At 71.8% G+C, this 22,042-nt stretch carries 20 protein-coding genes and 1 riboswitch; of the genes, 5 read left to right on the top strand and 15 right to left on the bottom strand.

Features of this window, described 5'->3' with window-relative positions; all coding sequences use genetic code 11:
• Positions 1 to 18 precede the first annotated feature (18 nt).
• From ACWEV3_RS21580 to ACWEV3_RS21565, 4 genes are all read right to left on the bottom strand, one after another.
• The gene (locus ACWEV3_RS21580; protein WP_452615615.1) at positions 19 to 564 is read right to left on the bottom strand and encodes a type 1 glutamine amidotransferase domain-containing protein; all 546 of its coding nucleotides are present in this window, start codon (positions 562 to 564) and stop codon (positions 19 to 21) included.
• 116 nt (positions 565 to 680) lie between these two features.
• Complete coding sequence (locus ACWEV3_RS21575) at positions 681 to 2,342, bottom strand: ABC-F family ATP-binding cassette domain-containing protein (protein ID WP_452615614.1); 1,662 nt, start codon at positions 2,340 to 2,342, stop codon at positions 681 to 683.
• Between the two features lie 62 nt (positions 2,343 to 2,404).
• Entirely contained in the window at positions 2,405 to 3,001 is a 597-nt protein-coding gene (locus tag ACWEV3_RS21570) for a TetR/AcrR family transcriptional regulator (protein ID WP_452615613.1), read from the bottom strand.
• Positions 2,998 to 3,669 carry a class I SAM-dependent methyltransferase gene (locus tag ACWEV3_RS21565; RefSeq protein WP_452615612.1) on the bottom strand — a complete coding sequence of 224 codons (672 nt, stop codon included), beginning with the start codon at positions 3,667 to 3,669 and terminating at the stop codon, positions 2,998 to 3,000. The genes ACWEV3_RS21570 and ACWEV3_RS21565 overlap by 4 nt, the downstream gene beginning before the upstream one ends.
• A 94-nt stretch (positions 3,670 to 3,763) precedes the next feature.
• On the opposite strand from ACWEV3_RS21565, the gene ACWEV3_RS21560 reads away from it, so the two are divergent.
• Both ACWEV3_RS21560 and ACWEV3_RS21555 read left to right on the top strand, forming a co-directional pair.
• Positions 3,764 to 4,747 (top strand): threonine/serine dehydratase, encoded by a 984-nt coding sequence (locus tag ACWEV3_RS21560; RefSeq protein ID WP_452615611.1) that lies wholly within the window; start codon positions 3,764 to 3,766, stop codon positions 4,745 to 4,747.
• 116 nt (positions 4,748 to 4,863) lie between these two features.
• A complete protein-coding gene (locus ACWEV3_RS21555) occupies positions 4,864 to 5,559 on the top strand; it encodes a hypothetical protein (protein ID WP_452615610.1) in 696 nt (231 codons plus the stop codon).
• Between the two features lie 19 nt (positions 5,560 to 5,578).
• Here ACWEV3_RS21555 and ACWEV3_RS21550 read toward each other — a convergent pair whose 3' ends face one another.
• From ACWEV3_RS21550 to ACWEV3_RS21520, 7 genes are all read right to left on the bottom strand, one after another.
• A complete protein-coding gene (locus ACWEV3_RS21550) occupies positions 5,579 to 6,457 on the bottom strand; it encodes a sigma-70 family RNA polymerase sigma factor (RefSeq protein ID WP_452615609.1) in 879 nt (292 codons plus the stop codon).
• 97 nt (positions 6,458 to 6,554) lie between these two features.
• Positions 6,555 to 7,205: a DNA-3-methyladenine glycosylase I gene (locus ACWEV3_RS21545; RefSeq protein WP_452615608.1), complete on the bottom strand. Its 651-nt coding sequence runs from the start codon at positions 7,203 to 7,205 to the stop codon at positions 6,555 to 6,557.
• 28 nt (positions 7,206 to 7,233) lie between these two features.
• Positions 7,234 to 7,758 carry a hypothetical protein gene (locus tag ACWEV3_RS21540; RefSeq protein ID WP_452615607.1) on the bottom strand — a complete coding sequence of 175 codons (525 nt, stop codon included), beginning with the start codon at positions 7,756 to 7,758 and terminating at the stop codon, positions 7,234 to 7,236.
• A gap of 12 nt (positions 7,759 to 7,770) precedes the next feature.
• Positions 7,771 to 8,022 carry an Ada metal-binding domain-containing protein gene (locus ACWEV3_RS21535; protein WP_452615606.1) on the bottom strand — a complete coding sequence of 84 codons (252 nt, stop codon included), beginning with the start codon at positions 8,020 to 8,022 and terminating at the stop codon, positions 7,771 to 7,773.
• A complete protein-coding gene (locus ACWEV3_RS21530; RefSeq protein WP_452615605.1) occupies positions 8,019 to 8,747 on the bottom strand; it encodes a 2OG-Fe(II) oxygenase in 729 nt (242 codons plus the stop codon). The genes ACWEV3_RS21535 and ACWEV3_RS21530 overlap by 4 nt, the downstream gene beginning before the upstream one ends.
• Positions 8,744 to 9,361 carry a methylated-DNA--[protein]-cysteine S-methyltransferase gene (locus ACWEV3_RS21525; RefSeq protein ID WP_452615764.1) on the bottom strand — a complete coding sequence of 206 codons (618 nt, stop codon included), beginning with the start codon at positions 9,359 to 9,361 and terminating at the stop codon, positions 8,744 to 8,746. The genes ACWEV3_RS21530 and ACWEV3_RS21525 overlap by 4 nt, the downstream gene beginning before the upstream one ends.
• A complete protein-coding gene (locus ACWEV3_RS21520) occupies positions 9,361 to 9,855 on the bottom strand; it encodes an RNA polymerase sigma factor (RefSeq protein WP_452615604.1) in 495 nt (164 codons plus the stop codon). The genes ACWEV3_RS21525 and ACWEV3_RS21520 overlap by 1 nt, the downstream gene beginning before the upstream one ends.
• A 251-nt stretch (positions 9,856 to 10,106) precedes the next feature.
• Positions 10,107 to 10,345, top strand: a riboswitch (cobalamin riboswitch).
• A 132-nt stretch (positions 10,346 to 10,477) separates the two neighbouring features.
• Here ACWEV3_RS21520 and metE point away from each other — a divergent pair.
• Together metE and ACWEV3_RS21510 are read left to right on the top strand one after the other, a co-directional pair.
• On the top strand, positions 10,478 to 12,754 hold the full coding sequence (gene metE, locus ACWEV3_RS21515; protein ID WP_452615603.1) for a 5-methyltetrahydropteroyltriglutamate--homocysteine S-methyltransferase: 2,277 nt from the start codon (positions 10,478 to 10,480) through the stop codon (positions 12,752 to 12,754).
• A gap of 125 nt (positions 12,755 to 12,879) precedes the next feature.
• On the top strand, positions 12,880 to 14,031 hold the full coding sequence (locus ACWEV3_RS21510; RefSeq protein ID WP_452615602.1) for a serine hydrolase domain-containing protein: 1,152 nt from the start codon (positions 12,880 to 12,882) through the stop codon (positions 14,029 to 14,031).
• Positions 14,032 to 14,145: 114 nt separating this feature from the next.
• On the opposite strand, the gene ACWEV3_RS21505 is transcribed toward ACWEV3_RS21510, so the two are convergent.
• From ACWEV3_RS21505 to ACWEV3_RS21490, 4 genes are all read right to left on the bottom strand, one after another.
• Positions 14,146 to 15,162, bottom strand: a complete 1,017-nt coding sequence (locus tag ACWEV3_RS21505) for an oligopeptide/dipeptide ABC transporter ATP-binding protein (RefSeq protein WP_452615601.1) — start codon at positions 15,160 to 15,162, stop codon at positions 14,146 to 14,148.
• A complete protein-coding gene (locus ACWEV3_RS21500) occupies positions 15,159 to 17,090 on the bottom strand; it encodes a dipeptide/oligopeptide/nickel ABC transporter permease/ATP-binding protein (RefSeq protein ID WP_452615763.1) in 1,932 nt (643 codons plus the stop codon). The genes ACWEV3_RS21505 and ACWEV3_RS21500 overlap by 4 nt, the downstream gene beginning before the upstream one ends.
• Before the next feature lie 38 nt (positions 17,091 to 17,128).
• Positions 17,129 to 18,088, bottom strand: a complete 960-nt coding sequence (locus tag ACWEV3_RS21495; protein ID WP_358565111.1) for an ABC transporter permease — start codon at positions 18,086 to 18,088, stop codon at positions 17,129 to 17,131.
• 155 nt (positions 18,089 to 18,243) lie between these two features.
• A complete protein-coding gene (locus tag ACWEV3_RS21490) occupies positions 18,244 to 19,854 on the bottom strand; it encodes an ABC transporter substrate-binding protein (protein ID WP_452615600.1) in 1,611 nt (536 codons plus the stop codon).
• Positions 19,855 to 20,113: 259 nt separating this feature from the next.
• Between ACWEV3_RS21490 and ACWEV3_RS21485 the strand changes: the two genes are divergently transcribed.
• Entirely contained in the window at positions 20,114 to 21,961 is a 1,848-nt protein-coding gene (locus ACWEV3_RS21485; RefSeq protein ID WP_452615599.1) for an exo-alpha-sialidase, read from the top strand.
• Positions 21,962 to 22,042: the final 81 nt, after the last annotated feature.

Raw genomic sequence — 22,042 nt, 5'->3', positions numbered from 1 at the left:
GCACCCCGGAGCGCCCGGCTAGCCCGAGGCGAACGTCTCGACGATCTTGGCGTTGAAAGCGGGCAGATCGCGGGGGCTGCGACTGGTGACGAGCCCGCGGTCGACCACCACTTCCTCGTCGACGACCTCGCCGCCGGCGTTGCGGATGTCGGTGCGGATGCTGTGGAACGAGGTCAGCTTGCGGTCCCGCACCACGTCCGCCTCCACGAGCGTCCAGGGCCCGTGGCAGATCGCCCCGACCGGCTTGCCCGAGTCCACGAAGCTCCGGACGAACTCCACCGCACGCGCGTCGCGCCGGAGGTTGTCCGGGTTGATCGTGCCGCCGGGCAGGATCAACGCGTCGTAGTCGTCGGCCGACGCATCGGAGATCTCGCGGTCCACGGTGAACCGGTCGCCCGGGTTGATGTCGTGGTTCATCGCCTGGATCTCACCGGAGTGCACCGAGACCAGCTCCGCCTCGGCCCCGGCCTGTTCCACGGCCTGGCGCGGCTGTTCGAGCTCGACCTGCTCGACACCGTCCGCGGCGAGGATCGCCACCCGGCGGCCGCGCAGTTCGTTCGCCATGTCCGATCACCTTCCCCGATCTGGTCTGCCGCGCTGCGTCCGGACAGTTCCAGGGTGCGCCGCCGCGTTCCCGATGCAACTCGGCGGCACCCGGAACTCCCACCGGACGGCCGCCCCTAGCGGGACTCGTTCCAGACCGGGTGCGGTGACTCGCGGACCTGCCCGTCGGACCGGAACACCAGGAACCGGTCGAAGGACCTGGCGAACCAGCGGTCGTGGGTGACCGCGACGACGGTGCCCTCGAAGTCGTCCAAACCGGACTGCAGCGCGTCCGCCGAGACCAGGTCCAGGTTGTCCGTGGGCTCGTCGAGCAGCAGCAGGTTGGCGCCTTCCAGCTCCAGCAGCAGGATCTGGAACCTCGCCTGCTGCCCACCGGAGAGCGTGTCGAACGGCCGCTGCGCCGCCTGCACGATGTCGTAGCGCGCCAACGCGCGGCTGGCTTCCTCGCGCGTCATGCCCGACCGGCGCTTGCCGCCGCCCATGAGCAACTCCAGCAGCGTCCGCCCGGCGAACTCGGGATGCTCGTGCGTCTGCGCGAACATCCCCGGCACCACCCGCGCGCCCAGGCGCGCGAGGCCGGTGTGCCGGACCGGGGTCAGCGCCTCCTGGTCCAGGTCGGACACGTGGTCGTCGCTGCCGCCCCGGGCGAGCAGCCGCAGGAAGTGCGACTTGCCGCTCCCGTTCGCGCCCAGCACCGCGATCCGCTCGCCGTAGCGGAACTCCGCGTTGAACGGCTTGGTGAGCCCGTCCAGGGCGAGGTCCTCGCAGATGACCGCGCGTTTGCCGGTGCGCCCGCCGGGCAGGCGGACCTGCACCCGCTGCTCGCGCGGAACCGCCTCCGGCGGCCCGGCCTCCTCGAACTTGCGCAGCCGCGTCTGCGCCGCCTGGTAGCGCGTCGCCATGCCGTCGTTGTAGCTGGCCTTCTGCTTCAGGTCGTTCACCAGCCGCACGAGCTTGGCCCGGTCCTCGTCCCACCTGCGGCGGAGCTCGTCCAGCCGGGACATCCGCTCCTCACGGGCCTCGTCGTAGCCGGCGAACCCGCCGCCGTGCACCCAGATGCGGTTGCCCGCCGCGCCGAGCTCCACCGTCACGATGCGGTTGGCGGTGCGGTGCAGCAGCTCGCGGTCGTGCGTGACGAACAGGACGGACTTCGGCGTCTCCCGGATCTGCTCTTCCAGCCACTGCTTGCCGGGCACGTCGAGGTAGTTGTCCGGCTCGTCGAGCAGCAGCACCTCGTCCGGCCCGCGCAGCAGCGATTCGAGGGCGAGCCGCTTCTGCTGGCCGCCCGAGAGCTTGCGCAGCTCCCGGTACCGGATCCGGTCGAACGGCTGGCCGATCGCGGCCGTGCAGCACCGGTCCCAGTGCACCTCGGCGTCGTACCCGCCGGCATCGGTGTACTCGGAAATCGCTTCGGCGTACGCGATCTGCGCGGCATCGTCGTCGTGCTCGATCAGCCGCTCCTCGGCCAGGTCGAGCGCTTTCGCCGCGGCGCGCAGCCGGGGCGGCGCCAGCGAGATCAACAGGTCCCGCACCGTCGAGTCGTCGCGGGTGTGGCCGATGAACTGGCGCATCACCCCGAGCCCGCCGGAACGGGTCACGCTGCCCTCGTGCGGCGCGAGATCGCCCGCGATCAACCGGAGCAACGTCGTCTTCCCGGCGCCGTTCGGGCCCACCAGCGCGGCCTTGACCCCGTCTCCCACCCGGAACGACACGTCATCGAGCAGCACCCGGCCGTCCGGCAGGACGTAGTGCGCTTTCTGCAACTCGACATGCCCCACGGTTGTTGGCTCCTCACAGTGCTCAGAAGTTTTCGTCGCCGCGCCACCGGATTCGGCGAGGGCTACGCCGGGATCAGGTCCGCGACGTGGCGGCGCAGCACCTCGGCGACGAGCGAGGCATCGGCCGACCCGTGCGGGTAGACCAGCTCGAAGGTCAAGCCCCCGACGACCGCGGTCAGGCGCTCCGCCTCCAGCTCGGCGTCGCGGACGCCCGCCGCCTGCAGCGCTTCCCGGAAGACGGCCCGAAGATCGGTGCCCATCCGGGTCGCCAGCGGCCGGAACTCCGGCCGCAGCCGCGCGGCGGTGATCAGCTCGGCCAGCACGATCAGCTCGGCCCGGTCGTCGTCCGCGACGGGCAGCACGGCGTGGCACACCGCCTCGACCAGCGCGCGGCGGCCCGGCACGCCGAGCGGGGAACCCGTCGCCGGCATCGCCTGTTCGAGCCGCCGCGCCATGCGGGCGCCCACCTCTTCGGCCGCGGCGACCATCAGCCCCTCGTGGCTGCCGAAGTGGTGCCGCACGGAACCGATGTTGATGCCCGACTCGTCGGCGACCTTCCGCAGCGAGGCAGCGCCGACCCCGCCGCGCGCGACGAGCCGGAAGACGGCGTCGACGATGCGGTTCTTGGCGGCCGCGGTCGCGGCATCACGGGCTGTCACGGAGCAAAATTATCACACTTGTGATAGTCATTTTCGGGCTCCGGTTCCGCCCGGGCCAGCACCCACTGGAAGGTGGCCAGGCCTTCGGGCTCCCGCATGGTGACGATCTCGTCGATCAGCAGGGCGAAACCGGCCCCGTCGAGCAGCTCGCGGTTCCGCTGCGCGTCGAAGCTGCTGAAGAACATCGGCACGCCGAGCCAGTCATCGACGGTGCCGTCCGTCTCGCCGCAGCCCAGCGTCGCGAGGAAGTGGCCGCCCGGCCGAAGCCACCGCGCGATGCGGGCGAAGATCGCGGCGTGCTCATCGCGGGGCAGATGCGTGATGGAGTAGAAAGCGGTGACCGCGCCCACGCTCCTGGGATCGAGGCGGAGGCTCGTCACGTCCTCGCGCATGAACCGTGCGCGAGGCACGTTCTGCCGCGCCAACTCGAGCTGCGCTGCGGAGACGTCCACGCCCAGGACGTCGTGGTGCTCGGCCAGAATCGCCGTGCACGGCTTGCCCGAACCGCAGCCGAGGTCCACAACGGAGGCCCTCGGGGGCAGCCGGTCGGTGAGTTCGGCGAGGAAGCGCAGCCGCGGATCGCCGTGGATCCTGTCGATCCACTCCGCGTAGCGGCGCGCGATGCGGTCGTATCCCTTCTCCACCACGCGCCTGGGGTCGGATTCCATGTGCGCGACCGTAAATCACCAACGCGTCGGGGAACGAGCGATTTTCCCGCACCGCCCGAACCGGCACCGTTGGGACGTCGGTTAACGTGCAGATGTGACTGCTACGGAGCCGAGCGGCTTGATCAGCATCGAAGACGTCGAGGCCGCGGCCGACAGCATCGCCGGGCACGTCGTGCGAACGCCGACGGTGCCCAGCCCGGGGCTCACCGAGCTGCTCGGGGCGCCGGTCACCGCGAAGCTGGAGTTGTTGCAGCGCACCGGATCCTTCAAGGTGCGCGGGGCGACGGCGAAACTGCTGTCGCTGAGCGAGGCGGAGCGGGCCGCCGGTGTTGTCGCGGTGAGCGGCGGCAACCACGGGATCGCCCTCGCCGTCATGGCCGGCGCGCTGGACGTCAAGGCGACCGTCGTCATGCCGAGCTCGGCGCCCGCTCGTGCCGTCGAGATCGCGGAGGCGGCCGGGGCCGTCGTTCGCGTCACCGACGACATGGCCGGCGCGTTCGCGCTGACCGCCGAGCTGCGGGAGAGCGGGCTCACCCTGGTCCACCCGTTCGACGACCCCGCCGTCATCGCAGGTCAGGGCACGGTCGGCCTGGAGTTCGCCGACGACGCCGACGAACTCACCGACGTGCTGGTCAGCATCGGTGGCGGCGGGCTGATCGCCGGCGTGGCCGCGGCGATGCGCGCGCGACGCCCCGATGTGCGGATCTGGGGAGTGGAGACCGGGGGAGCGCAGGCCATGTCCGAGGCGCTGGCGGCAGGCGGGCCGGTGCCCGTCGAGCTGTCTTCGATCGTGTCCACGCTCAGCGCCCCCGCGGTCTCCCAGCTGACCTACGATCACGTGTCCACATTGGTCACCGAAGTCCTCGTGGTGCCCGACGCCGAGGCGGTGCGGGGAGTCCTGGACCTGGCCGACCACGCGAAGGTCTGGGCCGAGCCCGCCGCGGGATGCCTCCTCCCGGCCGCGCGCCAGGTGCTCGACCGGGTCGGCCCCGGTGCCAGGCTCGGCCTGGTGCTGTGCGGCGGGAACGCCACGACCACCGACGTCGCAGCCTGGGCGCGCCGTTTCGGCCTCGGCTGACCCCGGCGGCCGCGTCCACAATGGAGCGGATCCCGGCTGCTCGATCCGGCCCGACTCTGGGTACCCGGTGCGTGTCGACCGGTGCTGCCGGTGCCGCTACTGCGGAGGGGGCTGTGATGAACGAGCGCTCATGGGAGCGGGCGGGCGCGGCCAGCGGCCTGGCCGCCGCCGTGTTGTTACTGGTCAGCCTGCTGCTCAACCCCTTGTCGCCGCCCAGCGACGAGCCGGTGCGCACCTTCTTCTACGTGACCGAGAACCGCCCGACCGTGCTGCTGGCCGCCCTGCTGGCGACGGTGGCCGCGGTGGTCTTCCTGTGGTTCGTGGGACACCTGCGCCACCTGTTGCAGCGCGCTGAAGGTGGTGCGGAGGCGTTCTCGCCGGTGGTGTTCGGCGCCGGAGTCAGCCTCGCGACGATGGCGATGCTGAGCATGCTGCCGGTCACCGCGCTGGTTTCGCTGAGCCGCAATGTGGAGACCGCGAGCCAGGCGATGGTGTTCGTGCTCGCCGAACTGCACCGGTTGTCCCTCGGCGGGCTCGGCCTGCTGGTCGCCCTGTTCGCGGCCGCCGCCGGGGCGGCCGTGGTGCGCGGCGAGCTGCTGGCGCCGTGGCTGGGCTGGTTCGGCTTCGGCGTGGGCCTGATCGGGCTGATCGCCGGCGTCACCTCCTTCTACATGCCCAGCGTTTTCGTCTCGGTCGCCGGGCTGGTGACCGGGATCGTGTTCGCGCTGTGGATCGGCGCGGCGTCGGTGCTGATGGTGTACCGGCCGGAGGTCGACCGGGCCCCGGCCGCCGGCACGGCGTTCGCGCACTGACCCCGAGGCCCGTTCCCGGTCAATCGTCGAGGAACGCGAGGTCGAGGCGGCGGAGGCGATCCGGGTCGGCGAGGATGTTGAGCTCTACGACCTTGCCGCGGGCGACCGTGAACGCCGCGAGCGAGATCGGCCGGCCGTCGGAGATCGCCACCGCTCCGGGTGCGCCGTTGACGAGCGCGGGCCGGGTCGCCTCGGCGAGCTGCGCGAAGACGACCGCGCCTCCGGCCACCTCCTTCGCGCCGCGCCGCATGACGCTCGGGCGCAGCGAGCCCCCGTCGGTGCGCACCACGACATCTGGGTCGAGGACAGCGAGCAGCGCATCGAAGTCCCCGGCACGCGCGGCCGCGAGGAAGGCGTCGACGACCTCGCGCTGCTGGGCCAGGTCCGCGTCGGGGGCCGGGGCCGCGCCCTGCACCCGGCCGCGGGCCCGGCTGGCGAGCTTGCGGGTCGCCGTGGAGGTGCGCCCGACGATGGGCGCGATCTCGTCGAACGGCACCGCGAACAGGTCGTGCAGCACGAAGGCGAGCCGTTCGGCGGGCGTGAGCGTCTCGAGGACCACCAGCAGCGCGAGACCGACGGAGTCGGCCAGCAGCGCCTCGTGCTCCGGGGTGATGGCGTCCGGTCCGCTGATGATCGGATCAGGCACGTGCACGTCCAGCGGCTCCTCGCGGCGCGCCGTCCGCGCGCGGAGCATGTTCAGGCACACCCGGCCGACGACCGTCGTCAGCCAGCCGCCGAGGTTCTCGATCTCCGCGGAGTCGGAGCGGCTGAGCCGCAGCCAGGCCTCCTGGACCGCATCGTCGGCCTCGCTCAGCGAGCCCAGCATCCGGTAGGCCACCGCCCGCAGGTGCCCGCGGTGGGCCTCGAAGCGATCCGCCAGAAAGTCCTTCTCGTCCATCGGCCGCATTCCTCCGTCACGTCGTGTCGTAGGAGTGACCCGCCGGACGCGGCCGATGTGACACGCCTCGGCCGCCGGCGCACTCCCGGAGGATCAGTCAGCTCGCCGCGGCATCACCATCCGGGTGCGGCCAGATGCCGGAGGTGCCGCGGCGATGGCTGTCGACGAGATGCGTGTCGACGATGCCGATCGCTTCCATCAGCGCGAACATCGTCGTCGGGCCGACGAACGCGAAACCCTTGCGGCGCAACGCCTTCGACAACGCAACGGATTCCGGCGACGTCGTGGGGATCTCGGCCATCGTCCGCGGGCGCGGCGTGGTCTCCGGCTTGAACGACCAGACGAATGCTTCCAGCCCTTCCTCGGCGCGGAGTTCGATGGTCGCGCGGGCATTGGTGACGGCCGCGCGGATCTTGGCCTTGTTGCGCACGATCCCCGCGTTGCCGAGCAGCCGTGCCTCGTCCTCTTCGGTGTACGCCGCGACGGCGTCCGGGTCGAAGTCGTCGAACGCCTCGCGGAAGGCTGGGCGCTTGCGCAGGATCGTCGCCCAGGAGAGCCCCGCCTGGAAGCCCTCCAGGCTGATCCGCTCGAACAGGGCCTGCTCGCCGTGCACGGGCATGCCCCACTCGGTGTCGTAGTACTCGCGCAGCAGGGGATCGCGGGCAGCCCACGGCGGCCGCGCCAACCCGTCCTCGCCGATCACGACCCCGGTGTCGGTCGTCGTGGTGTCTGCCGCTGCGGGACTCACTGTCTCGTTCTCCTCGGTTTCTCGGTCGTCATGCGGGGCGGTGCACGAGGATCGTGCGGACCACTTCCCAGGTGCCGCCGTCGCGGGCCGCGCCGCGCAGCCCGTCGAAGGTTCCCACGCCGCCCACGGCGATCATGTCGTCGCTGGCGAGTGCTGCGGTGCCGATCGTACGGGCCGGGTCCCAGCCGGTGGAGTGCAGAAGGCGACGGCCCATCTGCACCCAGCCGGTGAGCTGGCCGGTCACCACCCACGCGTCCGGCCCCGGCTCGGTGAAGCGCCGCGCCTGCCGCAGCCACGAAGCGGCGTGCTCCGGCCAGTCGACCACGTCGAGCACGTGCCCGCCCCGTTCGCTCCACGCCCGCTCGACGGCATCGGCGGTCGCCCGGGACGGGGCGTCCCGCGAGCAGCCGATGACGATCGAGGTCACCCGCGGCCGCAGCCCGGCGAGCAGGCCCACCACCGTCGCCAGCTCGATCTCGCTGTGCGGTGGCGGAATCCCGGACTCCACTTTGGACTCGCCCACCAGTGGCGAGCGGTTTCGCCCCATCGGCATCGTCAACGGTTCCTAACCGTCCTTCCACTCCTGGTACCGCTTCGGCAGGCACACCGCGCAGGGCCGGTACCCAGCCGCGCGTGCCGTGGCTTCGTCTGCGAAGAACACCCGGTGCGCCACGTATCCGCCGTCGGCGATGGCACGCGCGGCCGACGGGCAGTCCAGCCGCCCGTAGATCCGGCCGCGCCGGTAGCCGCCGAAGCGGCCCGGCACGACGCTCTCGTACGGGCGTCCGTCGGCTCCGACCAGCGTGTACGTCGTCATGCCGCGTCGTGGAAGACGAGTCCCAGCGTGTGGCGTCGCCCGGAACGCACCGGCGAAACCCCGTGCCGCACCGGGGAAGCGGACCAGCCGCGTGCCGAGCGGACCGGCCGGTCGCGCGTGGTGAACACCAGGCCGTGCCCCTGCGGGATCAGCGTCGCGGTGCCCCGGGATTGGGCGCGCGGGCGCTGCTCCACCAGCAGGAACTCGCCTCCGGTGTGATCGGTCCCCGGATCGTTGAGGTTGATCACCACCTGCAGCGGGAACACCTTGTCGCCGTACAGGTCCCGGTGCAGCGCGTTCCAGCCGCCCGGCTCGTAGCGCAGCAGGATCGGCGTGGGACGGGCCTGCCCGGCCTGGTGGCAGATGTCCAGCCACTCGTCGAGGGTGTCCGGCCATTCCGGTTCCCGGCCGAGCTTCTCGGCCCAGTCCCGGGCGATCGGCAGAAGCCGTGGGTAGAGGGCCTGCCGCAGCTTCTCCACCGGTTCCGGGAATGGCGCGGCGAAGTAGTGGTAGTCGCCGTTGTCCCCGAAGCGGTGGCGGCGCAGGTTGATCGTGGCCCGGAAGTGCTCCGGCTCGTCCCACAGGGCCGCGATCCGCTCGCACTCGGCGGCGGTCAGCAACTGCGGCAGCAGCGCGCAACCGTAGTCGTTGACCTCGGCGGCGACCCCCGCCCAGTCCGCCGCCGCGACCCGCTTCGCGTACCGGTCCGTCTTCGACGTGCTCATGCAGCCTCCAGGTTCAGCAGGGTTTCCTTGGCTTCCGCACCGCCGACGTACCCGCCCGAGGTGCCGTCCGAGCGCACGACGCGGTGGCACGGCACCACCACCGGCAGCGGGTTGGTCGCGCACGCGGTGCCCACCGCGCGAACGGCCCGCGGGCTGCCCGCCGCGGCGGCGACCTCCGCGTAGCTGGCGGTGCGGCCGTAGCCGATGTCGGGCAGGTGCTCCAGCACGTTGAGCCGGAACCCGCGCGTGAGCCGCCAGTCCAGCGGCAGGTCGAAAGCCCGCCGCCGCCCGGCGAAGTACTCGTCGATCTGGCGGGCCGCCTCGTCGAGCCGGGCCGGCGCCCGCAGGATGCGCGGGCTGATCAGCTCGGCCAGCGACTCCAGGACCGAGCTGTGCCCCTGTCGGTCGAAGGCGACCCGCACCAGGCCGCGTTCGGTGGCCGCCAGCAGCAGTTCGCCGACCGGGGTGCCGACGGTGCGGTACGCGACGTCGAGCAGCCCTTCCCGCTGGGCCGCGCTCACCAGGTCGATGTGCAGCCGCTCGCTGGTGTTGAAGTCGATCGTCCGGAGCGCGTCGAACAGGTGTCTGTCGTCGGATTCGTGGATCGTCATCATCACGCTTCCCTCCCCACGCTCGTGGTGGGTCTGTAGGTCGTGCGCAGGGTCTTGATGCCGTCCGCGGCGGCCCGCCGGGCGGCATCGGTGCTGCCGCCGAGGATCGCGGCGATCTCGGCATAGGGCAGGCCGGCCAGGTAGTGGTAGGCCACCGCCATGCGCTGCTTGCCCGGCAGCGCGCTCAGCGCGGCCCACAGGTCGCCGTCCCAGTCCTCCGGGCGGCCGGTCGTGCTGGGCCGCTCGGGCAGGCGCTCGACCACCACCGGCCGGCGGGCCGTCGCCCTGGTGACGTCGACCGCCTTGCGGTGGGCGATCGTGACCAGCCACGCCTCCACGTTGGTGTCCTCGGCCAGCTCCGGGTAGGCGCGCAGTGCGGCCAGGAACGTCTCGGACCACGCGTCCTCGGCGTCGGCCGGTCCGAGCACGGCCCGGCACACTCGCAGCACCATCGGGCCGTACTCGTCAACGATCTGCTCGAACGGTCTCACTTTCACTCCCCGTAGACGCCCCGCGCCGCGGAAACGTGAGATGCGGATCGCCTCGTTTCCACGATCGTCACCCGGACGTGGCCATCCCGCGTTTCGGGAACGGGCCGCCGGCGACGGTGCCGCGTGACGAGCGTCTCACCGGGGGCGCGGCGGCGGGCCGGAAGATCATGTTCAGCCCGGGGATCGCCGGTCGCGCGGGGGCCGCCCGGCGCGGGCCGGGCGCGTCACCGGCCCTTGTCAACGGCCCCCCGATCGGTAGCCTCCGTTGTGCTGGTGGTTCGTCCGCCTCCCTGGAGCGGGGTGGACGAGGCAAGAGGGAACCCGGTGCGAATCCGGGACTGCCCCGCAGCGGTGAGTGGGAACGAACGCCGTCCCCGGTCCCAGACCGGGCACAGCACTGGGCACGCGTGCCTGGGAAGCGACGGCCACTAGGAACCCCGGCTCCGGCCGGGACGTGCCCGCGAGTCCGAAGACCTGCCACCGGTGCGCGCACCGGCCGGTGCGCGCGGTCCGGGGTCTCGCGGGAGGACCCGGCGGACGACCGGCTCGCGCCGCGCGGTGCGCGCCGGTCCGCCTGCGCCTTCCCGGACCTCGGGGCATCTGCCGTCGAGCTCGCGAGGAGAGGGCCTTGACCAGCAAGATCGGATCTACCGTACTCGGATACCCCCGGATCGGCCCCGACCGGGAACTCAAGCGCGCGCTGGAGCGCTACTGGTCGTCCAGCATCGGCGAGGCGGAGCTGCGCGCGGTGGCGCGCGAACTCCGCATCCGGACCTGGCGGTCGCTGTGGGACGCGGGCCTGGATTCGGTGCCGGGCAACACGTTCTCGTACTACGACCAGGTGCTGGACACCGCGGTCACCTTCGGCGCGATCCCGCCGCGCTTCGCGAAGCTCGGGCTGGGCCCGCTGGACACCTACTTCGCGATGGCGCGCGGCGTGGCGTCCGAGCCGCCGCTGGAGATGACGAAGTGGTTCGACACGAACTACCACTTCCTGGTGCCCGAGATCGGCCCGGAAACGCAGTTCTCGCTGGCCGACCGGACTCCCGTGGAGCAGTACCGGGAGGCCGCGGAGCTGGGCGTGACCACCCGCCCGGTGCTCGTCGGCCCGCTCACGTTCCTGCTGCTGGCCAAGTCCGCGGACGGCGCGCCGGAGTCGTTCCGGCCGCTGGACCGGCTGGGCGCGCTGCTGGACACCTACGCGGAGCTGCTCGGCGAGCTGCACCGCGCCGGCGTTGAGTGGGTGCAGCTGGACGAGCCCGCCTTCGTCGCCGACCGCTCGCCGGCCGAACTCGCCGCCCTGCGTGCCGCCTACCGGCGGCTCGGCGATCTGGTGAAGCGGCCGAAACTGCTGGTCGCGGGATACTTCGGCGATCTCGGCGAGGCGCTGGAGGTGCTGGCGTCCAGCCCGGTCGAAGCGATCGGTGCCGACCTCGTCGCCGGGAAGTCCACAGTGGACGCCCTGTCGTCGGTTCGCGGGCTGAGCGGCAAGACCCTGGTGGCCGGGCTCGTCGACGGGCGAAACGTCTGGCGCACCGATCTCGACAAGGCGCTCGCGACCGCCGCCACGCTGCTCGGCTCGGCGAACGAGGTCGCCGTGAGCACGTCGTGCTCCCTGCTGCACGTGCCCTACGACGTCGACGCGGAGACCGGCATCGACCCGCAGGTGAAGTCCTGGCTGGCCTTCGCCGCGCAGAAGGTCCGCGAGGTGGTCGTGCTGGGCCGCGCGTTGCGCGAGGGCCGCGACGCGGTGGCCGACGAGCTGGCCGAGGCGCGCGCCGCGATCGCCGACCGCGCCGGCGCGGACCGGGTCCGGAACAATCGCGTGCGCGCTCGGTTGCAGGCACTTCGGCCGGAGTACACGCAGCGCGGCGATTACGACACGCGGCGCGCGGCTCAGCAGGAGGCGTTGAACCTGCCACCGCTGCCGACCACGACGATCGGATCGTTCCCGCAGACCACGGACGTCCGCAAGGCGCGCGCCGCGGTGCGCGCCGGCCGCATCGACCAGGCGACGTACCGGCGGCGGATGCAGGATGAGATCGAGCGCGTGATCCGCCTGCAGGAACGGCTCGGGCTCGACGTCCTGGTGCACGGCGAGCCGGAGCGCAACGACATGGTGCAGTACTTCGCCGAGCACCTGGACGGCTTCGCCAGCACCGACAACGCATGGGTGCAGTCCTACGGTTCGCGGTGCGTGCGCCCGCCGATCCTCTACGGCGACGTCTCCCGCCCGGCACCGATCACCGTCGAGTGGGCGAGTTATGCGCAGCGGCTGACCGAGAAGCCGGTCAAGGGCATGCTCACCGGCCCGGTGACGATCCTGGCGTGGTCGTTCGTCCGCGACGACCAGCCGCCGGCCGACACCGCGAAGCAGGTCGCGCTGGCCATCCGGGACGAGGTCGCCGACCTGGAGGCGGCCGGCATCCGGGTCATCCAGGTCGACGAGCCCGCGCTGCGCGAGCTGCTCCCGCTGCGCCGGGCGGCGCACGGGGAGTACCTGGACTGGGCGGTGACGTCCTTCCGGATCGCCACCAGCGGCGTCGCCGATTCGACCCAGATCCACACCCACCTGTGCTATTCGGAGTTCGGCGACGTGATCAACGCGATCGTGGCGCTGGGCGCCGACGTCACCAGCATCGAGGCCGCCCGCTCGCGCATGGAGGTGCTCGACGACCTCAACGCGGTCGGCTTCGGCCACGGCGTCGGGCCCGGGGTGTACGACATCCACTCGCCGCGCGTGCCGGACACCGCCGAGGTCGTCGACCTGCTGCGGGCCGCGCTGGCGGCCGTGCCGGCGGAACGGTTGTGGGTCAACCCGGACTGCGGGCTGAAGACCCGCGGCTACGCCGAGGTCGAGGCGGCGTTGCGGAACCTCGTCGCGGCGGCGGCCGCACTGCGCTGACGCCGGGCCCGCGGGCGGCGCCGAACCGGTGGCGCCGCCCGCGAAACGGTCCGATCTGCCGGGAATTTTCCCCGCGATGCGGCGACTTGATCCGGTCAGGACCAGATCGAGCGAATGGAGTGCCGATGTCGCAGGAGCGCACGCCGCAGGGCACCGTTGCCGCCGGGTTCGAATCCGTGCGGGAGGAGTTCGCCGCCGTGGCGGCGGCCGAGGGTGGTGACTACGCGGCCCAGCTGGTGGCCCACCTCGCGGGTGAGCGGGTCGTCGACCTGTGGGTCGGCCCCGAGATCACCGGGGATTCGCTGACCGGCGTGTTCTCCTCCACGAAGGGCGCGGCGTACCTGGTCGCGGCGCTGCTGGTGCAGGACGGCGTGCTCGACCTGGATCAGCAGGTGAGCCACTACTGGCCGGAGTTCGGCGCCGAGGGCAAGCAGGACGTCGTCCTGCGCGACCTGCTGTCGCACCGCGTGGGGCTCGTGGGCGCGGACGCGGGGCTGTCGCTGGAGGAGGTCGCCGATGACCGGGTCATCGCGGAGCGGCTCGCCGCCCAGCGGCCGTACTGGCGCCCGGGCGCCGCGTTCGGGTACCACGCGCTGGTCATCGGGGCGCTCGTCGGCGAGGTGGTCCGCCGCGCCACCGGCGAAACGCTGCAGCAGCACTTCGAGACGCGCGTCCGCGCCCCGCACGACCTGGACTTCTACCTGGGACTGCCGGAAGAGCAGGAGCCGCGCTTCCTGACCACCCTGCCGATGGAGCCCACCGCGGAGCAGCAGGCCGCGCTGGCGGCGGGCGAGACCGGCCCGGAGAGCCTGAGCGGCATCGCGATGAACCGGAACCACCCGGACGCGGTGGAACTGCAGGATCTGCCGAACCACCGGGTGGTGCGGGCCAAGGGGCAGGCGTCGGCCGGCGGCGTCGCTTCCGCGCGCGGGCTCGCCGGGATGTACGCGGCCGCGACCACCGGCATCGGCGGGAAGGCACCGCTGCTGAAGCCGGACACGGCCGCGGCCTTCGCGCAGATCCACTCGATCGGCTACGACCTCGTTTCCCGCCAGCACAAGGCTTTCGGGCTCGGCTTCTCCGCGTCGGTCGACGTATACCCGTTCCTCGGCCAGGGCGCGTTCGGGCACAGCGGAGCGGCGGGTTCGCAGGCCATCGCCGATCCGCGCAGCGGCCTCGCCTACGGCTACAACCGGCGCCGCTTCGCCTTCCCGGGCGGCGCGGCCCCGGAGAACGACCGCCTGCTCAGGGCCGTGCACGCGGCCGCGACGGCGTGAGCCGGTAGCCCGGTGGGCCGTGCCGATCGCACGGCCCACCGGAGCGGCACGTCCACCGAGCTATGCCGCCGCGTCGCCCGTCCGGGGGGCCGGATCCCGATCTTCCCTGCCGGATCAGGACAGGGCTTCAGCGGCGAGTTCGAGGTCGGTGATGCCCGCCGGAACGGGGTGGTGGCAGCGGAACGCGTGGCCGGTCGCGTCGCGCTGCGGGTCCGGCATCTCCGCCGCGCAGGTCTCGTCGGCGCGCCAGCACCTGGTGCGGAACGGGCAGCCGCTCGGCGGCCTCGTCGCCGACGGCACCGGGCCGGTGAGCGGGATCGGCTCGATCGGCGACAGCAGGCCGGGCGTCGCCGAGAACAGCGCCCGGGTGTAGGGATGGCGGGCGGCGGCGACCGCGCCGGCCGGGATCTGCTCGACGGTCCGCCCGAGGTACATCGTCACCACCCGGTCGCTCATCCGCCGCACGGTCTGGATGTCGTGCGAGACGAACACCAGCGCCAGGCCCAGCTGTTCCTTCAGTTCGAGCAGCAGGTTGAGGATCTGCGAGCGCACCGAGACGTCGAGGGCGCTGGTGGGTTCGTCGGCGACGAGCAGCCGGGGGCGCAGCGCGAGGGCCCGGGCGATGGCGACGCGTTGCCGCTGGCCGCCGGAGATCTGGCCCGGCAGCAGGTTCGCCACGCTCGCAGGCAGGCCGACGAGGTTCAGCAGTTCGCGGACCCGCGCCTCGCGCTCTTGGCGGCTGCCGCGCCCGTGCACGTCCAGCGGGTCGCGCAGGGCCTGGCGGATCGGCAGGCGCCGGTTGAGCGCCGTGGCCGGGTCCTGGAAGACCATGCCGACCTCGGCGCCGATCGCGGCCCGGCGCCCGGCGGCGGGCAGCGACCAGATGTCCTTGCCGCGGAAGGAGATCGTGCCGCTGGTCGGTTGCTGCAGACCGACCACGACCTTGGCCAGGGTGGACTTGCCGCAGCCGGATTCGCCGACGATGCCGACGGTTTCGCCGGCCGCCACCGCCAGGTCGACGCCGGTGACGGCGTGCACCCGGTCGCGGCGGAACAGCCCGCCGGAGCGCGCCTTGTGGACGACGTGGACGTCGGCGAGCTCGACGAGGGTTTCGGGTTCTGGGGAAGTCATGACCGCTCCTGTGCTGCCGCCGAGGCGTGGTCCCGGTCGGCGGTGAGGTCGATCGCCGGGTGGTGGCAGGCCACCGCGTGGAACCTGCCCTGCCCGCCGAGCACCGGCGCCCGCTCCTCGCACACCGCGGTGGCCATCGGGCAGCGGTCGGCGAACCGGCAGCCGGCCGCGAATTCGGATGGGGACGGCACCACGCCGGGGATCTGGGTCAGCTGCTCGGCGCCGGACTCCAGCGACAGCACCGCGCCGAACAGCCCGCGGGCGTAGTGGTGCGCGGGCGCCTCGACCAGCGCCGAGGTCACCCCGGATTCCACGATCTGCCCGCCGTACATCACCACGATGCGGTCGGTGACGTCGGAGACCAGGGCCAGGTCGTGGGAGACCAGGATCAGGGCGAAGCCGAGTTCCGCGCGCAGCCGCAGCAACAGCTGGATCACCTGCGCCTGCACGGTGACGTCCAACGCGGTGGTCGGCTCGTCGGCCACGATCAGCTTCGGGTCGCGGGAGAGCGCCATCGCGATCAGCACCCGCTGCCGCTGGCCGCCGGAGAGTTCGTGCGGGTAGGCGGTGAGGGTGCGCGCGGGATCGAGCCCGACCATCTCCAGCAGCTCCGCGGGCGCATGCCGGCCGCCGCGCCGGATCAGCTGCTTGAGCTGTGCCCGGATGGTCATGGCGGGGTTCAGCGACGACAGCGCGTCCTGGTAGACCATCGCCATCTCGTGGCCGAGCAGGCGGCGCCGGGATTGGCGGGGGAGGGCGAGCAGGTCGGTGACGCCGCCCTCGCGGCGGAAGAGGATTTCGCCGCCGATGCGGGCTTCCTTCGGTTGCAGGCCCATCACCGTCAGCGCGGTGATCGTCTTGCCGCAGCCGGATTCCCCGACCAGGCCCAGGACTTCGCCGGGGCGGACGTCGAAGGAGATGCCGTCGACGATGTCCACGCCGTCGTGGCGGCCGTCGAAGCCGATGGCGAGGTCGCGGACCTGCAGGATCGGTTCGCCGTCGGGCAGCGGGCGCGCCCGCTCCGCGAGCCGCTGCGCCGCCTCGGCGAGGCCGGGCAGCTCGGTGCGCTCGCCGGTGGCCGCTCGCGTGCGCTGCCTGGGTTCCGAGGTGGCCTGCCGGGTGGCCGGCGCCGCCCAGGCGTCCGAAACCCCTTCGGCGAGCACGTTGAGCGCGAGCACCGTCAGCAGGATCACCAGGCCGGGGAAGACCGTCGCCCACCAGCCGCCGGTCAGGACCATGTTGCGGCCGTCGGCGATGACGCTGCCCCACGACGGGTCGGGCGGGCGCACTCCCGCGCCGATGAACGACAGCGACGCCTCGAAGACGATGGCATCGGCGACCATCACCGTGCAGAAGACCAGGACGGGCGCCGCGCAGTTGATCGCGACGTGCCGGACGAGGATGTGCGGGGTGCGGGCGCCGATGACGCGTTCCGCCGCCACGTAGTCTTCGCCGTACTGGGCGAGGACGTTGGCGCGCACCACGCGGGCGATCGGCGGGACGTTGACGAAGGCGATCGCCAGCACCAGCACCGGGATGCTGCCGCCGAAGACCGCCACGAGCACGGCGGCCAGCGCGATGCCCGGGAACGCCATGATCACGTCGAGCACCCGCATGATCGTTTCGCCGATCGCGGAGCGGGAGGTGGCGGCGACCGCGCCGACCACCGCGCCCGCGAGCAGCGCGCAACCGGTGGCGCCCAGCCCGATCAGCAGCGACCAGCGCGCCCCGTACAGCACCCGCGTGAAGATGTCGCGGTTCGCGCTGTCCAGGCCCATCCAGTGCGTTGCGCTGGGGCCGCCCGCGGCGGCCTCCTGCGCGTACGGCGAATGCGGGGCCAGCACCGGCGCGAGGATCGCGGCCAGGCAGATGACGACGAGCAGGCCGATGGCGATCCAGGAGATCGCGTTGAGCCGCCGGAACCGGATACCCGGCCGGGCGAGTCGGTTGGCAAGTCCGGTGCGCATCACGCGGCGCTCCTGAGTCGGGGGTTGACCAGCAGGTACAGCACGTCCACGACGAGGTTCACCACGACGAAGCCGACCGCGATGGTGAGCACCGCGCCTTGCACGACGGCGGGATCGCCGTTGAGCACCGCGTTGATCATCAGCTGGCCCATGCCGGGCAGCGAGTAGATGGTCTCGATGACCACCGCGCCACCGAGCAGGTAGCCGACCCGCAGGCCGAGCACGGTCAGCGGGTTGATCAGCGCGTTGCGCAGGACGTTGCGGCCGACCACGACGATCGGCGGCAGGCCGTTGCCGATCGCGGTGCGGACGTAGTCCTTGTCCAGCTCCTCCACCACAGCCGTGCGGATGATCCGGGTCAGCTGCGCGGCCACCGGCAGCGACAGCGAGATCGCCGGTAGCGTCATGGACACCAGCCAGCCGGTGAACGAGTCGCCCGGGTTGACGTAGCCGCCGGTGGGGAACCAGCCGCGGTCGACGGCGAGCCACTGGATGGACAGCAGCGCGATCCAGAACGCCGGGGCCGCGACGCCGACCAGCGAGACGATCCGGATCAGCTGGTCGGGCCAGCGGTCCCGGAACAGCGCGGCGACGACGCCGAACACCAGCGCCAGCACGACCGCGATGAACAGCCCCAGGAAGGTCAGCTGCATCGTCAGCGGCAGCGCGGTGGCCACCTGCTCCAGCACCGGCGCCTTGGTCAGCACGCTGGTGCCCATGTCGCCCTGCGCCAGGTCGGCGACGAACCGCAGGTAGCGCACGGGCAGCGGGTCGAGCAGGCCGTTCTCCAGCTGGAACCGGTGGATCTGCTCGGGCGTCGGATTGGCGCCCTGGAAGTACGCGTACTCCGGCTTGTTGTTGGAGAAGCGCATGATGATGAAGACGAACAGGATCACGCCCAGCAGCAGCGGGATCAGGATGAGGATGCGCCGCAGCAGCATCCTCGCGATCACGACCACGTGGAACTCCGCTCAGTTCTCACCCGCACCGCCGTGCAAGGTGCGTTGGACTGGACATACACAAGTCGGGGATCCCGGAGTCCAGACGGCGTCTGCAACTCCCGCAGGGGGCCGCTACCCGCACCGCCACGCAAGCCCATTGACGAGATCTCCTCCTAGATTCGCTTGGCTTGCAACAGGTTCATGCCGGGGTAGGGCTGCGGCTCGACGCCGTCGAGCTTCGCCGGGTTCCAGGCCGTCACGAGCTCGTTGTGCAGCACCGGGTAGAGGACCGCCTGGTCGGCCACCACGTCGAGGTAGTCGTGGACGAGTTGCCGCCGCCGGGCCGGGTCGGGTTCCCGGATCGCCTGGTCCATCGCCGCGAACAGCGCCTTGGCCTCGGGGCTGGAGTCCCACTTGGTGTACTTCATCCAGGTGCCGCCGGCGGTGTAGTTGTAGCGCAGGATCAGGTCCGGGTCGAGGCCGAACTGGTTCGGGTTCGACGCCGCCGCGACGACCTGGTAGGACTGCGACTGGTCCATCTTGGTGAACAGCGCGCTGGTGTCCTGCGGCTGCAGCTCGGTCTTGACGCCGATCGCCTCCCAGGAGTTGGCGATGGTGGGCAGGCAGTCGGCGAGCCAGCTGACGTTCACCGCCATCAGCGTGATGGTCAGCCCGCTGACCCCGGCCTCGGCGAGCAGCGCCCGCGCGCGGTCGGGGTCGTAGTCGTAGACGGTCTTCGCCCTGGCGTAGGCCGGGTTCTGCTCGTTGAGGAAGCTGGTGGCCGGGGTGCCGTGGCCCTTGAGCGCGACGTCGATCATCTTGCGGGTGTCGATGGCGTGGAACAGGGCTTGCCGGACCCGCTTGTCGTCGAACGGCTTCTGGCCGGTGTTGAACATCAGGAACAGGTGGTTCATGCCCTTGCCGCCGTCGACCCGCAGCCCGCTCTGGCGCAGCTGGTCGATGTTGGCGTAGGGGATGTTCTCGGCGACCTGCGCCTCGGCGCTGCCGCCGGAGATCTTCGCGACCCGGGCGGAGGCGTCCACGATGGACAGCCAGTTCATCTTCTGCACCGCGGGCTTGCGCGGGCCGTTGTAGTCCGCGAACGCCTCGAACCTGGTGTTGGCCTTCGGGTTGTGCTCGACCAGCTTGTACGGGCCGGAGCCGATGGCCTTGCCGCTCTTGGCCGCGTCCCAGCCGCCCGGGGCGCCGTAGACGTGCTTCGGCATGATCTTCGCGATCGTGAGGCGCTGGATCCCGTCCGGGAACGGGAACTTCAGCACCAGTTCCACCGTGGCGTCGTCGACCTTGCGGACTTCCTGGAGCCACGCGGCGAAGAACGAGTACGCCAGGGTGCTCGGGTCGAGGACGCGCTCGAAGGTGAACACCACGTCGTCCGCGGTGGCCGGCTGCCCGTCGTGCCACTTCGCACCCGGGCGCAGTGCGAAGCGCCAGGTGGTGGCGTTGGGGTCGGCGGGCGCGGCCACCGCCAGCGCGGGGTAGGGGTCGCGGGTGACCGGGTCGGTGTCGATCAGTCCTTCGTAGACGTGGTTGTTGCCGGCCATCGCGAACGCCGACGCGGTCATGGTCGGGTCCCAGGTCTGGTCGTTGCCGTAGCCGATCACGGCGGTGATCAGGCCCTTGTCGTCGCCGCCGGTCGAGGTCGTCGACGCGGGGCCGCCGCAGGCGCCGACAGTGGCGGAGACGGCCGCCGCCGCGCTCAGGATCCCGCTGTAGCGCAGAAAGTCGCGGCGACTGACGAAGGTGCGGGAAACGTGGGGGCTCACGTTGCCTCCTGGCGAGTTGAGCGACGGGACATGGGACGTCCTACGTCAAGTCTGGGAGTGCAGGCTACGGTCGCCTGCGTTCGGCGGTCAAGAACAGTTGATCGAGAGGTTTCCGGCCGGTTTCGCGGAGCCGTCCGCCGAGCCTTCCGGAGGTTCCACGTAGGACGTAGTATGTCCACCCTCGTTCGCTCTGCTGGAAGGGCATGACATGCGCATAGCACCTGGAGGGCCGCCGCGGCGGCGGTGGAGAGCCGCGGCGTTGAGCGTCCTGCTGTCGGCCGCGATGCTGTCGGGATCGCCGGCCGGCGCGGCCGCCGAACCGGACCCGGCAGCACCGTTCGTCGACGAGCAGGTCCTGTTCGCGAAGCAGGACTTCGGCTACGCGTGCTTCCGCATCCCGGCCGTCGTCCGGGCCGGGAACGGCGACGTCCTCGCCTTCGCCGAGGGCCGGGTCGCGGACTGCGGCGACGACGGCGACATCGACATCGTGCTGCGGCGCTCCACCGACGGCGGCCGCACCTGGGGCCCGCTGCAGGTGGTCTCCGACGGCAACGGGTCGACGCACGGCAATCCGGTGCCGATCGTCGACCAGCGCACCGGCCGCATCGTGCTGGTCAGCAACCACAACGGGCCCGAGCCCTGCCCGAACGGCTGCGATCGCGATCCGTTCGTCCAGGTCAGCGACGACGACGGGGTCACGTGGTCGGCGCCGCGCGAGATGACCGAGGGCAAGCGGCCGGAGTGGAACTTCTGGTACGCCACCGGCCCGATGCACGGCATCCAGCTCACCCGCGGCCCGCACGCGGGGCGGCTGGTGGTCGGCGCCAGCCACGAGATCAACGACGGCGTGCGCCCGCACGTCTACGGCACGCACCTGCTCTACAGCGACGACAGCGGCCAGACCTGGCACATCGGCGCGTCCGCGGCCGTCGACGACGGGACGGTGATCGCGCAGGAGGTGACCGTCGTCGAGCTCACCGACGGGCGGGTCTACGCGCTGGCCAGGGATCGCGGCACCGATCCGGGCCACCGGTCGGTCGCGATCAGCAGCGACGGGGGAGCGACGTTCGACGAGCCGTTCCGGCCCATCGACCTGGCCATGCCCGACGTGCAGGCGTCGACGCTGCGACTGCACGCGCGGGACCAGGGCGACGCCGAGGACCGGATCCTGCTGTCCGCGCCGGCGCATCCGGTGGCGCGCGAGGCGATGTCGGTGCGTTCCTCCTACGACGAGGGGCGGAGCTGGCAGCCGTGGGAGCAGGGCAAGGTCTTCTGGTGGGGGCCGTCGGCGTACTCGGACATGGTGAAGCTCGACGGCGACGAGATCGGGCTGTACTACGAGGCCGGCTCCGCCACGCCGTACGAGTCGATCCGGTGGGCGCGCTTCAACGAGGCGTACCTGGCGACGCCGAACGGCACGCCGCCGGGCATTCCGGCACCGCCCGAACCCGGTCCGACGACCCCCGATGACTCCGGCCGCGGCAACCCCGCCTTCGTCCGCGGCGACGCGGCGCTGGTGCCCGGGCGGTTCGGGAACGCGTTGGCGCTGGACGGCGTGGACGACCGCGTCGAGGTGCCGTTCGACGAGTCGATCGACCTCGGCGGCGGCGACTTCACCCTGACGACGTGGTTCCGCTACGCGGACACCAGCGGCTCGTACGCCCTGCTGTGGGCGTACCGGACCGGCAGCGGCACCACGCCGCAGCTGTGGCTGCGCGCGGAACCCGCCTCGAACCGGATCCAGGCGCTGATCATGGTGGACCGCTTCAACATCACCGTGCAGTCCGCCGGCGCGTACAACGACGACCAGTGGCACCACGCGGCGCTCCAGCGGGTGGACGGCCGGTTCGTGCTGCGCATCGACGGCCGGGAAGCCGGATCGGCCGAGGTGCCGCCGGGTTCCGTCACCGAGGGCAAGGAGTTCGGGGTCCACGGAATCCACATCGGACAGCGCGTGGACGGCGCCAACCGCTTCCACGGCGCCGTCGACGAGGTGCGCGTCTACCGGCGCGCGCTGACGCAGGCGGAGCTGGAGGCCGTCCGGACGCGGAACGCGCAGATCGGCGGCCACCTCGGGCTCCGGCTCCCGATGGAGGCCATCTCCTGACGGTCCGGGCAGGTGTCGTGGTGGCGGTATAGCCGATAGTACAGCTATTTACCTCACGCACACACAAAAAAAACAAGTTAT

The organism is Saccharopolyspora sp. NPDC003752, assembly GCF_053605825.1.
The sequence above is the reverse complement of the archived record's forward strand: the minus strand, read 5'-3'. Positions and strand labels throughout refer to the sequence as shown.